The following is a 12,183-nucleotide window of genomic DNA, read 5'->3' on the forward strand; positions in this document are numbered from 1 at the left end:
GGCGCGGTTAACTTAAGCCACGCACCGAGGAGATAAATTGTTTAAGTTCCTGCGTCTGCGGATTGGCGAACAGGCTTTTGCTGTCGCCCTGCTCCCAGACCCGCCCCTGATGCATAAACACCACGCGGTCGCCCACTTCACGGGCAAAGTTCATTTCGTGGGTCACCAGGATTAAGGTCATGCCTTCTTTGGCTAACTGCTCCAGCACCTTCAGCACTTCGCCCACCAGCTCCGGATCCAGCGCCGAGGTAATTTCATCACACAGCAGCACTTTTGGCGTCATGGCCAGCGCACGGGCAATCGCCACGCGCTGCTGCTGTCCGCCGGACAGGTTGGCCGGGAAGTAATCCATACGGTCGCCCAGGCCGACTTTTTCCAGCATCTGGGCGGCCAGCGCGCGGCATTCCGCTTCGCTCTTTTTCAATACGCGGCGCGGGGCCAGCATCACGTTTTCCAGCGCGGTCATATGCGGGAACAGGTTGAAGTTCTGGAACACCATGCCGATTGAACTGCTGATTTCACGCGCCTGTGAATCGCGGTTGGTGATGGTCATGCCACCCAGCTTGATGCTGCCTTCCTGATAGCCTTCAAGTCCGTTCATACAGCGCAGCAAGGTACTTTTGCCCGAGCCACTGCGGCCGATAATGGAGATCACTTGCCCCATATCGATATCGAGATCCACGCCTTTCAGCACGTGGTTCTCGCCATAATATTTCTGCACCTGATTAATGGTGATGAGCGGCATTGAATTTCTTCTCCAGGTACTGGCTGTAACGGGACAGCGGATAACACATCAGGAAGTAGCCCAGCGCTACCAGCCCGAAAACTTTGAACGGTTGATAGGTGACGTTATTCAGGATGGTGCCGGCTTTGGTCAGCTCGATAAAACCGATAATCGAGGCCAGCGCGGTGCCTTTAATCACCTGAACGGCAAAGCCGACGGTGGGCGCAATGCCAATCCGCAACGCCTGCGGTAATACCACGCGAAATAAGGTCTGACCAAAGTTCAGGCCCAGGCAGCGTGAGGCTTCCCATTGCCCTTTTGGCAGCGCCAGAATGCTGCCGTGCCAGATATCCACCAGAAACGCGCTGGTGTAAAAGGTTAACGCCAGCGAGGCCGCCGTCCACGGGGACACATCAATGCCAAATAACGCCACGCCAAAGAACGCCAGGAACAGCTGCATCAGCAGCGGCGTGCCCTGAAACAGTTCGATGTAGCCGCGGATCAGGCGGTTCGGCCAGCGGCGGCGGGTTAATCGCACCATCACCAGCGGCAGCGCGACCACCGTGCCGCCAAAGAACGCGGTCAGCGACAGTAAAATCGTCCAGCGGGCAGCCAGCAGCAAATTGCGCAGAATGTCCCAATCGGTAAAGGTATTCATCCCTGGGCGCTCCCTAACCATTTACGGCCTGCGGCCAGCAACAGCTGACGCATCACAATCGACAACGCCAGATAGATCAGCGTGGTCACCAGATAGACTTCAAAACTTAAAAACGTGCGCGACTGGATCAGGTTGGCGGCAAAGGTCAGCTCTTCATAAGAGACCTGCGACACCACCGACGAGCCGAGCATCACGATAATGCACTGGCTGACCAGCGCCGGGTAAATGCGCTTCAGCGACGGCGGCAGCACCACCCGCATAAAGGTTTGCAGTCGGGTTAAGCCCAACACGCGGCCGGCTTCCCACTGCCCTTTCGGCGTCACCTGGATGCCGGCGCGGATAATCTCGGTGCTGTATGCGCCGAGGTTAATCAGCATCGCCAGCAGCGCCGCCTCGCCAGCGGTCAGCTTCAGCCCCAGATTTGGCAGGCCGAAGACGATAAAGAACAGCTGAACCACAAACGGCGTGTTGCGGATCAGCTCGACATAGACGCCCCACAGGCGACTCACCAGCGAGGGCTTGCCGCTACGCAGCGCGGCGCCGAGGATCCCCAGCGAGACGCCACCCACGGTGGCCAGTACGGTCAGCTGGATGGTGACCCACAGGCCGGAAAGCAGTTCCGGCCAGTAGGGCCAAAGAGCGGGAAAGTTCAGTTGCCCAATCATTGCCTGCCCTTACGCGCCCAGATCTGCAGGCAGTGGCGCTTTCAACCACTCTTCAGACAGACCGTTCAGCGTTTTGTCTTTGATCGCCTGCTCAATCAGCGCGTCGACTTTGGTTTTCAGTGCCGGCTCATCTTTACGCATGCCGATAAAGCACGGTGAATCTTTCAGCATAAATTTCGCCACCGGCGCTTTGTCGGCATTCTGGCGCGCAATCGCCGCCACCACCAGGTTGCCGGTCGCCACGTACTGCACCTGACCCGACAGGTAGGCAGACAGCGTGGTGTTGTTATCTTCATAACGCTTCAACTGGGTGTCTTTCGGTGCCACGTCGGTCAGCACCATGTCTTCCACCGCACCGCGCGTCACGCCAATGGTTTTGCCGCTCAACGCCGCGGCATCTTTCAGCTGCGCGTCTTTCGGTCCAAACACCCCGAGGAAGAACGGTGCATAGGCCCGGCTGAAGGCGATAACTTTCTCACGCTCCGGGTTTTTACCCATGCTGGAGATCACCAGATCCACCTTGTCGGTCTGCAGATAAGGCACGCGGTTGGCGCTGGTCACCGGCACCAGCTGCAACTTAAGTTTCATCTGCTTCGCCAGGTATTTCGCCATATCAATGTCATAGCCCTGCGGCTGCAAATCGGTGCCGACTGAGCCAAACGGCGGGAAGTCCTGAGGAACGGCCACGCGCAGAACGCCACGTTTTTCAATGTCCTGCAGCTGATCGGCCATTGCATGCGTCACCTGCGTCAACATCAGTGCCGCGCCAAGCATTGCCAGTATTGCTTTCTTCATTAGGTGTTCCCCGAGTAATAAAACATGAAACGAAAGATTCTTGAAGAATTTATTTGCAACTAATGTGCCAGCGAGAATAAAAGGCGGAGAATTTTTTGCGGCGGCGAGCCGCGTGCGGGATCGCGGGGAAAATCGGGCGATAAAAACCGCGTTGAAACCGGAAGTTAAGGTTTTAGTGGCAGTAATTTGTCAGGCAATCGTTTGCTATTGCGCCAGAAGCCCGCGTGAATCGGGCGGGTATGATGAAAGGGTTTAGCGATGGGCCAGCGCCCTATAAACAGGCAAAGCACCAAAATGGTGCCCCATTAGCGCTGTTCCAGCTCGTCCAGATGGCTGTAAAGGTCGGCGATCTGATGAATGCGCTGGCGTCCTTCGGTTAAAAGTTCATGCAGCACGGCATTGGCCAGCAGGTTGATTAAGCTGTTGGCCGAGGCGTAGCTGTCAAAGGCGGAGACGCTGTCCAGCGGAGCACAAAGCTGCCAGCGGGCCAGCGCAATAATGGCCTGCGCCTGCGGTTCACAGATCACCAGCGTGGGGATGCCATCATGCTGCAGCTGTTGCAGTAACGGCTTGATAATACGGGGACGGCGACGGAAGGCCAGCACCACCACCATATCCTCCTGCGTCACTTCCACCAGCTCTTCAGACAGCGTCTGGCCTGGCTGCGGCAGCACCTGAATGCCGCCCCGCGCCTGCAGTAACTGCTGGCGGAAGTGCAGCGCCACCGGATAGGCGTTGCGCAGCCCGACCACAAATACGCGCTTGCTGTTGGCCAGATGCTGGACTACTTCACCAAACTGAGCGGTATCCACCTCGTTAACCCACTGGGTGAGATTGGCCATCTCCTGCTTGTAGTGGCGGGCCAGCAGCGTGTTGCCCTGCACGGCGTCACGGTTGTCGGTTAACGGCATCCCGCTTTGACGCAGCGTGCGCAGTTCATCGCGCATATCCTTATATTTTTCATAGCCTAAGCGCTTGAACAGGCGGCTGACCGTCGCCTTGGATACGCCGCTCAGGCGGGCCAGCTCGGCGCTGTTGTAGCTGATCAAATCATCAAAGTGATCGAAAACAAAATCCCCTACCCGTTGCTCCTGCGGCGAGAGCTGCGGATAGTGACTTCTGAGACGTTCATCGAGCTGCTTCATGGTATTGACCTTGTAACTTTTGTTTCAGAGAACCTAACATATACAAATAACGTGCCCATCCGGGGAAGTCATTCTGCCGTCAGACGAGAAATTTGTCTCTCTCTTCCGCGCCGGCCGGCAGTTTTCCACGCTTAAGCGCCCTGATTCTGAAAAACTGGAACATCTCTTGCTTCCTTGTTCCCCTGTAACCCTAAAAAAAGAGACTGGAATGATTCAGAGTAATATCGCCCCGCTGGGCATGGCCGTGGCGCCGCACCATCTGGCAAGTGAAAGCGCGCTGGCCGTCTTACGCGAAGGCGGCAATGCCATTGAAGCGATGGTGGCCGCCGCCGCGACCATTGCCGTGGTCTACCCGCACATGAATGGATTGGGCGGAGACGGCTTCTGGTTGATCGTGCCGCCAAAGGGTGACCCGATTGCCATCGACGCCAGCGGCGCTGCCGGTTCGCTCGCCGATCGCGCCTTCTACGAGGGCCTCGCGTCGATTCCGCATCGTGGTCCTAAAGCGGCGCTGACCGTGGCCGGCACCGTCAGCGGTTGGGCTGAAGCGTTAACGATTTCAGCTGAGTTTGGCGGTACGCCCACCCCGGTTACCCGGTTACTGGCCGATGCCATCCGTTATGCTGCCGATGGCATTCCCGTCACCCAGTCACAGTCTGCCGCCACCGAAAGCAAATACCATGAGCTGGCGAAGCAGCCTGGCTTCGCTCACACCTACCTGCCGGATGGCGAAGTGCCGAAAGCGGGCAGCCGCTTCACCCAGCCGGAGCTGGCGAATACCCTCAGCCTGCTGACGGAAGACGGGCTGGAGAGTTTTTATCGCGGTCCGCTGGCCAATAAGCTGGCCAGCGAGATGTCGCGCCTGGGGATGCCGGTCACGCTGGAAGATCTGAATAATCACCGCGCTAAGCGCCGGGTGCCGCTGCGTATTCAGCATGAGTATGGCGAGGTCTACAATATGACGCCGCCAACCCAGGGGCTGGTGTCTCTGGCGATCCTTGGCATTACCGACCGCTTAAATATGGCGGAAGCCGATGAAGCCCAGACCGTGCACCGCATTGTCGAAGCGACCAAACTCGCCTTCAGCCTGCGCGATCGCTACATCACTGACCCGCTGCATATGCGCGAAGAGATGCAGGCGCTGCTGGATTCCGACGTGCTGGCCACCCTGGCGAACCAGGTCGATGAGCAGAAAGCCGCGCCCTGGGGAACGGGCAAAGGTCCGGGCGACACCGTGTGGATGGGCGTGATGGACAGCAGCGGCATGGCCGTGTCATTTATACAGAGCATTTATCACGAGTTTGGCAGCGGCGTGGTGCTGCCCGACACCGGCATTACCTGGCAGAACCGCGGCGCGGCATTCAGCCTCGATCCTGACCATCTGTTAACGCTGGTGCCCGGCAAACAGCCGTTCCATACGCTGAATCCTGCCGCCGCGCGCCTGAATGATGGCCGCACCATGGTGTATGGGTCGATGGGCGGAGATGGACAGCCGCAAACGCAGGCCGCCATTTTCACCCGTCACGTGGTTCAGGGGATGCCGCTTCAGCAGTGCATCAGCGCACCGCGCTGGCTGCTCGGCCGCACCTGGGGCCAGGCCTCCGATTCACTGAAGCTGGAAAGCCGTTTTTCCGAACACACCTTTGCACAACTTCGTGCGTTGGGTCACGACGTTGAAGCGCTGCCCGATTACAGCGAGGCCGTTGGTCACGCCGGCGCCATCGTCCGTCATACCAACGGCATGTTGGAAGGGGCATGTGACCCAAGAAGCAACGGCAGCGCTGCCGGTTTTTAACAGGAGAGGATCATGAAGCAAACTTCGCCCGACTGGGCAGCCTACGTGGCACAAATGGAACAGGTTCTGGGCGTGCCGCTGGACGAGCAGCGACGTGCCGAACTGTTAGTGCAGTTTACCCGCATCGCCGGAATGGCCGCCCCGTTGATGGCGTTCCCGCTGGATGACCGTCTGGAAGTGGCAGGAGTGTATAAAGCATGAATCCGGCCTCATTATCCATTACCGACATTCAGGGCGCGCTGGCGAAAGGCGAGCTCAGCGCCCGCGAAATCGCGCAGCAGACGCTGAGTCATATTGAAGCGGCCAACCCGGCGATCAATGCCTGGACGGAAGTGACGCAGGATCGCATGCTGAACGAAGCCGATCGCCTCGATCGTCTGCGTAAAGACGGCCGTGCGCTGCCGCCGCTGGCCGCGGTGCCGTATGCGGTGAAAAATCTGTTTGATGTTGCCGGGCACGCCACCCTCGCCGGTGCCAGCCTGTTCAGCGATCGTCAGCCGGCAAAACAGGATGGCTTTGCGGTGAATAAACTGAGCGAATCGGGCGCCCTGCTCTCCGGCATGCTGAATATGGACGCCTATGCCTACGGTTTCACCACCGAGAACACCCATTATGGCGCGACCAAAAACCCCCGCGATCTGCAGCGGATCGCGGGCGGATCGTCCGGTGGTTCCGCTGCCGCCGTTGCGGCAGGTCTGGTTAACTTTTCGCTGGGCACCGACACCAACGGTTCGATCCGCGTACCGGCTTCGCTGTGTGGCATTTTTGGCCTGAAACCGACCTTTGGTCGCCTGTCCCGCAGCGGCAGCCATCCGTTTGTCGCCAGTCTGGATCACATCGGTCCGTTTGCCCGCTCGGTGGAAGACCTGGCGGTCGTCTACGACGTGCTGCAGGGACGCGATGCGCAGGACAGCTTCCAGGCGGAGAAAGCCATTCATCCCGCCCATCGCCTGCTTGAGCATGGCCTTGAAGGCCTGCGCTGCGGCGTGCTGGGCGGCTATTTCCAGACCTGGTGCAGTGAAGACGCCCGCGCAGCGGTCGCGGTTGCGGCTAATGCGTTGAACGCGCAGGATGAAGTGCTGTTCCCGGAAGCGGAGCTGGCGCGCACTGCCGCGTTTATCATTACCGCCTCTGAGGGCGGCAACCACTATCTCCCGGCGCTGCGTACCCAGCCTGAACGCTTTGAACCGCTGTCGCGCGAGCGTTTACTGGCTGGTGCGATGATCCCGTCGGCCTGGTACGTGCAGGCGCAGCGGTTCCGTCATCACTTTAAGCAGCAGATCCTGCCGCTGTTTGAGCAGTTCGACGTGCTGATCGCGCCCGCGACGCCGAGTACCGCAACGCTTATCGGCCAGGATACCATGCACATCAACGGCACCGATCTGCCGATCCGCGCCAGCATGGGTATGCTGACGCAGCCGATCTCCTTCCTCGGCTTGCCGGTGACCACCGTGCCGCTGCAAACGCCGGGCGGTTTACCGATCGGTCTGCAGCTGATTGCGGCACCGTTCAAAGAAGAGGCCTGTCTGCGTGCCGCATGGGCACTGGAAAAAATGGGCATTGCCCAAGCAGCCCCCGTCAACGTGAGCGCAAACTAATGAAGAGTGAATATATCGATCGCCCGGCGATTCTGGCTGAAGTCACCACCGCGTTTTACCGCTATGAAGAAGCCCTGATCAGCAATGATACGGTGGTGCTGGATGAGCTGTTCTGGCATGACGATCGCACCGTGCGTTTGGGTGCCGGGGAGAATCTGTATGGCATTGAGGAGATCAGAGAATATCGCGCGTCACGGCCGTCAGCCGGCTTGAACCGCGATCTGCGCAATACGGTGATCACCACCTTTGGCGAAGATTATGCGGTGTGTAGCACTGAATTCACCCGCGAAGGAACGGATAAAATTGGCCGTCAGCAACAGACCTGGGTCAAGCTGCCGTGCGGCTGGCGCATCGTGGCCGCGCAGGTCAGTTTGATGGTGTAAAGCAGGATTATCCGGGCCGGATGTAACCATCTGGCCCGGATAGCCGATCCCGGTGGCCCGATTTCTCAGGCCACCCGCTTGCAGACTCACTCCGCCGGCGCGGGATGGGCTTTAACCCAATGCTCGGCGATTTGCTGACGCGTACAAATCCACACGTTTTCGTGCTGCTGAATATGATCCAGGAAGCGCAACAAGGCCTTAAAGCGACCCGGACGGCCCAACAGGCGGCAGTGCATGCCAATCGACAGCATCTTCGGTGCGGTTTCGCCCTCTTCATACAGCACATCAAAGCTGTCTTTCAGATAGGTATAAAACTGCTCTGCGGTGTTGAAGCCCTGCGGCGTGGCGAAGCGCATATCATTGGTTTCAAGCGTGTACGGGATAATCAGATGCGGCTTCACCGTGCCATCCTGGCAGGTGACCTGCGTCCAGAACGGCAGGTCGTCGCCATAATAGTCGCTGTCGTAAGTGAATCCGCCCTGCTCAACCACCAGCCTGCGGGTGTTCGGGCTGTCGCGTCCGGTGTACCAACCCGTCGGCGCTTTGCCAAACAGATCTTTTAAGGTATCCACCGCCTGCTGCATATGCTGACGTTCCGCTTTCGGATCCATCGACTGGTAGTGGATCCACCGCCAGCCATGGCTGACCACGTCGTAATCGGCAGCCTTAATAGCATCAACAATCTCGGGATGACGCGCCAGCGCCATCGCCACGCCGAACACCGTTAGCGGCAATCCGCGCTTTTGGAACTCATTATGGATGCGCCAGAAACCGGCACGAGAACCGTATTCATACAGCGAGTCCATCGACATATGACGCTCGGGATAGCTTGCCGCGCCGATAATATCGGACAGGAACTGTTCGGAACCCGCATCGCCATGCAGCACGTTGTTCTCTGCACCCTCTTCATAGTTCAGCACAAACTGCACGGCGATCCGCGCGTTGCCCGGCCAGGCCGCATGGGGTGGATTGCCGGCATAGCCACGCAGATCGCGTGGGTAGTTTTTGTTAAAGCTGTACTCTTTTTTCTCTACGGCATCATTCATGGTCAAAGTCCTTGTGTCGGGACGACTTAATCCAGTTTAAGAGAGGCAAACTGACCCGACAGGGTTTTTCTTACAGGATAGTCCAGGTCACCGTGTTTACTGGTCGATAACCCCAGCGCCACCAGCGACTCCACCATTTTTACTGCGGCTCCCACGCCATCAATGACCGGGATACCCAGTTCCAGCGTTAACTCACGCGCCAGCGTGGCCATGCCACCACAGCCGAGCACAATTGCGCCGCTGCCGTCTCGCTTCTTCGCCTGTATACAGCCTTCGCGCACTTTCTCCTGCGCCAGACCGGTGCCATCTTCCAGTGCCAGCACCGGCAAATCGATGGCATGCAACGCGGCGCAATGCTGTTCAAAGCCATACTGCTGTAGCAAATGCCGTGCAATGATTAAGGTGCGCGGCAAGGTGGTGACGATAGAAAAGCGGGTCGCCACCATCGTCGCCATATGCATCGCCGCTTCGGCAATACCAATCACCGGTCCCTGAGCCAGTTCGCGGGCGGCTAGCAGCCCCGGATCGCCAAAGCAGGCAATCACGTGCCCACTGACGCCCAATTCCCGTCCCGCCTTGATCTGTTCCAGCACGCCGATGGCGGCGATAGCCTCGTCAAAATGCCCTTCGATAGACGGCACGCCCTGCGACGGGCACACCGCGAGGATCTCGGTTCCCGGCGCGGCCACGGCGCGTGCTGCGGCTCCGATTGTCGCGGTCATCGCCTGGCTGGTGTTCGGGTTAATCACCTGAACGATCTGCTTCACGCTCATGCTTTCGCTCCAAAGCCGGCAAAGAGGCGGCCAAAGTCAGGCAGCTGCTCGCCGCTGCGTTCAAAGTGCAGACTGTCTACGATATGCGCGAAATGTTGCTGCATAGCGTCAGTCAGCGGTTGCAGCGCTTTTTGTCGCAACAGTTCAATCAGCCGATCGTGATCGTCACAGCGGCAGCCCTGCTGCCACGGCGCGCCGTACGCCGCAATCACCAGCGACGATCGCTGCGTTAATCGCGTCACCATTTCGGTCAGTACCTGATTGCCTGAGATAGCCTGCAGCTGAATATGAAAAGCGGCGGAAAGGCGGATAGCGGCCGGGCCATCGTGCGCCTCGTGCGCCTGTTGTTCCTGGCGATTGAGTTTCTCCAGCGCCACCAGGTGCGTCGACTGGCAACGTGCGAGGATCGCCGGCAGATTGGCACATTCAAGTAAGGCACGGGTGCGGAAAATATCCTGAGCCTCTTCCACTGAGGGTGTCGCTACCTGTGCACCACGTTTGGGCGTCAGGACGATCATTTGCACCGCGGCGAGGCGCTGAAGCACTTTGCGGATCCCGGTGCGGCTGATGCCAAACACCTCCGCCAGCGCTTCTTCCGGCAGCTTACTGCCCGGTGGCAGCTGGTGCTCCACAATGGCCGACATCAACGCCTGATAGATTGGCTCGTCCTTGTCGTTCAGGTCAGAGGCCGTTTTCAGGCCGGTTTCACTCTTCATTACCCACTCCGGTAAACATCAGTTCCGTAAAGAATCGTACACATGAATCTCAAGTTTTGTATACAAAAAAACGATTCTGGCCTGATTCCTGCAATGTCTTGCTAAACCGATTTGCGTTTAGTGACCTACACAGGAGCAGGTTTCATGCCAAATAGTCAGAATGTCAGCCAGGCGTCGGCGGTTGAAGCCCACGCAAACTACAGCCCACGGCTGTGTAACGAAGACCTGGCGCCGACTCGCGACCAGAACTGGAGCTGGTACAACATCTTTTCTTTCTGGATGTCGGATGTACACAGTATGGGTGGCTATGTGGTCGCCGCGAGCTTCTTTACGCTCGGGCTGGCAAGCTGGCAGGTGCTGCTTTGCCTGCTGGTCGGCATCTGCATCGTGCAGATTTGTGCCAACCTGGTCGCCAAACCGAGCCAGATGGCCGGCGTACCCTATGCGGTGATTTGTCGTCAGGCCTTTGGTGTGTTTGGTGCCAATATCCCGGCGGTGATCCGCGGGCTGATTGCGTTTGCCTGGTACGGCATCCAGACCTATCTCGCCGCCAATGCGCTCATGCTGGTGTCGCTGAAATTCTGGCCGTCGCTGGCCGCCATGACGCACGCGTCCTGGCTGGGTCTGTCTCAGCTGGGCTGGATTTGCTTCGGCATTATGTGGCTGGCGCAGGCCATGGTGTTCTGGCACGGCATGAGCGCCATTAAGCGCTTTATCGATATCGCCGGTCCGGCAGTGTATGTGGTGATGGTGGCGCTGGCCGGTTGGATTGTGTACAAGACGGGCTTTGACGGTATTTCGCTGACGCTGGCCAGCAAGCAGCTCACCGGTGGCCAGCAGGTCTGGGAAATGATTACCGCGACCGCGCTGGTGGTCTCCTACTTCTCTGGCCCACTGCTGAACTTCGGTGACTTCTCGCGCTACGGTAAGAGCATGAATGAAATCCGTCGCGGCAACCGCTGGGGCTTACCGTTCAACTTCCTGCTGTTTTCCGTGGTGACGGTGGTGATTGTTTCCGGTACTCAGTCGCTGTTCGGCCATATGATCACCGATCCGATTGAAACGGTGAGCCGCGTCGGTAACGATCTGGCGGTCGCCATTGGTCTGCTGACGATGATCACCGCCACGATCGGCATCAATATCGTTGCGAACTTTGTTTCCCCGGCATTCGACTTCTCCAACTGTTCACCGCAGAAAATCAGCTTCCGCACCGGCGGCATGATCGCGGCGGTTGGTTCGGTGCTGTTAACGCCGTGGAACCTGTTCCAGTCCCCTGAGCTGATCCACTACACGCTGGACGTACTGGGTGCCTTTATTGGTCCGCTGTTCGGTATCCTGCTGTGCGACTTCTATCTGATTAAACGCAGCCAGATTTCCGTGAAGGATCTGTTTGATGATACGCCTCAGGGCCAGTACTGGTATCGCGGTGGATTCAACCCGAAAGCCATCGTCGCCCTCGTCCCGTCGGTGTTGATTGGGTTGGTGATCAGCTTTATTCCTTCGCTGCATGACGTGGCAAACTTTAGCTGGTTTATTGGCGTGGCGTTGGCTGGCGGGTTCTATCGCTGGATTGCGCGTGAGGATCGGGTGGTCAGCAGCCAGGGTTATGGTCGTAAGGTGGCGGTAGAGAAGCGTTAATAAAGAAGGGGACGGCGTTTTACCGTCTCCAGAAACGACAAAAGCCTGATTCATTGCTGAATCAGGCTTTCTGAATACTTGGCGGAACGGACGGGGCTCGAACCCGCGACCCCCTGCGTGACAGGCAGGTATTCTAACCAACTGAACTACCGCTCCACCGATGTTCCCCGTCGGGAACGGGGCGAATATTACGGCCAGCCCTTCCCCCCGTCAACGCTTTTTATCGGGGTTTTCAACCGACTGCCTG

At 58.3% G+C, this 12,183-nt stretch carries 13 protein-coding genes and 1 tRNA gene; 5 read left to right on the plus strand and 9 right to left on the minus strand.

The window, feature by feature from the left end; genetic code table 11:
* Positions 1-7: 7 nt before the first annotated feature.
* The 5 genes from ACXKZG_RS17975 to hpxU form a co-directional block, all read right to left on the minus strand.
* Positions 8-745 carry an amino acid ABC transporter ATP-binding protein gene (locus ACXKZG_RS17975; RefSeq protein ID WP_041691915.1) on the minus strand — a complete coding sequence of 246 codons (738 nt, stop codon included), beginning with the start codon at positions 743-745 and terminating at the stop codon, positions 8-10.
* On the minus strand, positions 726-1,382 hold the full coding sequence (locus tag ACXKZG_RS17980) for an amino acid ABC transporter permease (RefSeq protein ID WP_013200895.1): 657 nt from the start codon (positions 1,380-1,382) through the stop codon (positions 726-728). The genes ACXKZG_RS17975 and ACXKZG_RS17980 overlap by 20 nt, the downstream gene beginning before the upstream one ends.
* On the minus strand, positions 1,379-2,047 hold the full coding sequence (locus ACXKZG_RS17985; protein WP_134823530.1) for an amino acid ABC transporter permease: 669 nt from the start codon (positions 2,045-2,047) through the stop codon (positions 1,379-1,381). The genes ACXKZG_RS17980 and ACXKZG_RS17985 overlap by 4 nt, the downstream gene beginning before the upstream one ends.
* Positions 2,048-2,056: 9 nt before the next feature.
* Positions 2,057-2,842, minus strand: a complete 786-nt coding sequence (locus tag ACXKZG_RS17990; protein WP_134823529.1) for a transporter substrate-binding domain-containing protein — start codon at positions 2,840-2,842, stop codon at positions 2,057-2,059.
* A gap of 305 nt (positions 2,843-3,147) precedes the next feature.
* A complete protein-coding gene (gene hpxU, locus ACXKZG_RS17995) occupies positions 3,148-3,987 on the minus strand; it encodes a MurR/RpiR family transcriptional regulator HpxU (protein ID WP_013200892.1) in 840 nt (279 codons plus the stop codon).
* Between the two features lie 208 nt (positions 3,988-4,195).
* On the opposite strand from hpxU, the gene ACXKZG_RS18000 reads away from it, so the two are divergent.
* Genes ACXKZG_RS18000 through hpxZ form a run of 4 tightly spaced genes read left to right on the plus strand, consistent with a single transcriptional unit; the run spans position 4,196 to position 7,763 of the window.
* Positions 4,196-5,782 (plus strand): gamma-glutamyltransferase family protein, encoded by a 1,587-nt coding sequence (locus tag ACXKZG_RS18000; RefSeq protein WP_488875234.1) that lies wholly within the window; start codon positions 4,196-4,198, stop codon positions 5,780-5,782.
* 12 nt (positions 5,783-5,794) lie between these two features.
* Positions 5,795-5,983, plus strand: a complete 189-nt coding sequence (gene hpxX / locus ACXKZG_RS18005) for an oxalurate catabolism protein HpxX (protein ID WP_013200890.1) — start codon at positions 5,795-5,797, stop codon at positions 5,981-5,983.
* Positions 5,980-7,380: an AtzE family amidohydrolase gene (locus tag ACXKZG_RS18010; protein ID WP_346565607.1), complete on the plus strand. Its 1,401-nt coding sequence runs from the start codon at positions 5,980-5,982 to the stop codon at positions 7,378-7,380. The genes hpxX and ACXKZG_RS18010 overlap by 4 nt, the downstream gene beginning before the upstream one ends.
* The gene (hpxZ, locus tag ACXKZG_RS18015; RefSeq protein ID WP_013200888.1) at positions 7,380-7,763 is read left to right on the plus strand and encodes an oxalurate catabolism protein HpxZ; all 384 of its coding nucleotides are present in this window, start codon (positions 7,380-7,382) and stop codon (positions 7,761-7,763) included. The genes ACXKZG_RS18010 and hpxZ overlap by 1 nt, the downstream gene beginning before the upstream one ends.
* Before the next feature lie 86 nt (positions 7,764-7,849).
* On the opposite strand, the gene puuE is transcribed toward hpxZ, so the two are convergent.
* The 3 genes from puuE to ACXKZG_RS18030 are packed head-to-tail and all read right to left on the minus strand — an operon-like array spanning position 7,850 to position 10,298.
* The gene (puuE, locus tag ACXKZG_RS18020; RefSeq protein WP_346565606.1) at positions 7,850-8,809 is read right to left on the minus strand and encodes an allantoinase PuuE; all 960 of its coding nucleotides are present in this window, start codon (positions 8,807-8,809) and stop codon (positions 7,850-7,852) included.
* A 26-nt stretch (positions 8,810-8,835) separates the two neighbouring features.
* Complete coding sequence (hpxA, locus tag ACXKZG_RS18025) at positions 8,836-9,582, minus strand: allantoin racemase (RefSeq protein ID WP_053141656.1); 747 nt, start codon at positions 9,580-9,582, stop codon at positions 8,836-8,838.
* Positions 9,579-10,298, minus strand: coding sequence for a GntR family transcriptional regulator (locus ACXKZG_RS18030; RefSeq protein ID WP_053141653.1), 720 nt, complete (start codon positions 10,296-10,298; stop codon positions 9,579-9,581). The genes hpxA and ACXKZG_RS18030 overlap by 4 nt, the downstream gene beginning before the upstream one ends.
* 144 nt (positions 10,299-10,442) lie before the next feature.
* Here ACXKZG_RS18030 and ACXKZG_RS18035 point away from each other — a divergent pair, with 144 nt between their 5' ends.
* On the plus strand, positions 10,443-11,936 hold the full coding sequence (locus ACXKZG_RS18035; protein ID WP_053141652.1) for an NCS1 family nucleobase:cation symporter-1: 1,494 nt from the start codon (positions 10,443-10,445) through the stop codon (positions 11,934-11,936).
* A 79-nt stretch (positions 11,937-12,015) separates the two neighbouring features.
* On the opposite strand, the gene ACXKZG_RS18040 is transcribed toward ACXKZG_RS18035, so the two are convergent.
* Positions 12,016-12,092, minus strand: a tRNA-Asp gene (locus tag ACXKZG_RS18040).
* Between the last annotated feature and the right edge of the window lie 91 nt (positions 12,093-12,183).

Source organism: Erwinia sp. 2186 (assembly GCF_057812255.1).

What these genes read in the sequence shown, in the direction of transcription:
- hpxZ (WP_013200888.1), top strand. Translation starts at nt 7,380, where the DNA reads ATGAAGAGTGAATATATCGATCGCCCGGCGATTCTGGCTGAAGTCACC.
- puuE (WP_346565606.1), bottom strand. Translation starts at nt 8,809, where the DNA reads ATGAATGATGCCGTAGAGAAAAAAGAGTACAGCTTTAACAAAAACTAC.
- ACXKZG_RS17990 (WP_134823529.1), bottom strand. Translation starts at nt 2,842, where the DNA reads ATGAAGAAAGCAATACTGGCAATGCTTGGCGCGGCACTGATGTTGACG.
- ACXKZG_RS17985 (WP_134823530.1), bottom strand. Translation starts at nt 2,047, where the DNA reads ATGATTGGGCAACTGAACTTTCCCGCTCTTTGGCCCTACTGGCCGGAA.
- hpxX (WP_013200890.1), top strand. Translation starts at nt 5,795, where the DNA reads ATGAAGCAAACTTCGCCCGACTGGGCAGCCTACGTGGCACAAATGGAA.
- ACXKZG_RS18010 (WP_346565607.1), top strand. Translation starts at nt 5,980, where the DNA reads ATGAATCCGGCCTCATTATCCATTACCGACATTCAGGGCGCGCTGGCG.
- ACXKZG_RS18035 (WP_053141652.1), top strand. Translation starts at nt 10,443, where the DNA reads ATGCCAAATAGTCAGAATGTCAGCCAGGCGTCGGCGGTTGAAGCCCAC.
- hpxA (WP_053141656.1), bottom strand. Translation starts at nt 9,582, where the DNA reads ATGAGCGTGAAGCAGATCGTTCAGGTGATTAACCCGAACACCAGCCAG.
- hpxU (WP_013200892.1), bottom strand. Translation starts at nt 3,987, where the DNA reads ATGAAGCAGCTCGATGAACGTCTCAGAAGTCACTATCCGCAGCTCTCG.
- ACXKZG_RS18030 (WP_053141653.1), bottom strand. Translation starts at nt 10,298, where the DNA reads ATGAAGAGTGAAACCGGCCTGAAAACGGCCTCTGACCTGAACGACAAG.
- ACXKZG_RS18000 (WP_488875234.1), top strand. Translation starts at nt 4,196, where the DNA reads ATGATTCAGAGTAATATCGCCCCGCTGGGCATGGCCGTGGCGCCGCAC.
- ACXKZG_RS17980 (WP_013200895.1), bottom strand. Translation starts at nt 1,382, where the DNA reads ATGAATACCTTTACCGATTGGGACATTCTGCGCAATTTGCTGCTGGCT.
- ACXKZG_RS17975 (WP_041691915.1), bottom strand. Translation starts at nt 745, where the DNA reads ATGCCGCTCATCACCATTAATCAGGTGCAGAAATATTATGGCGAGAAC.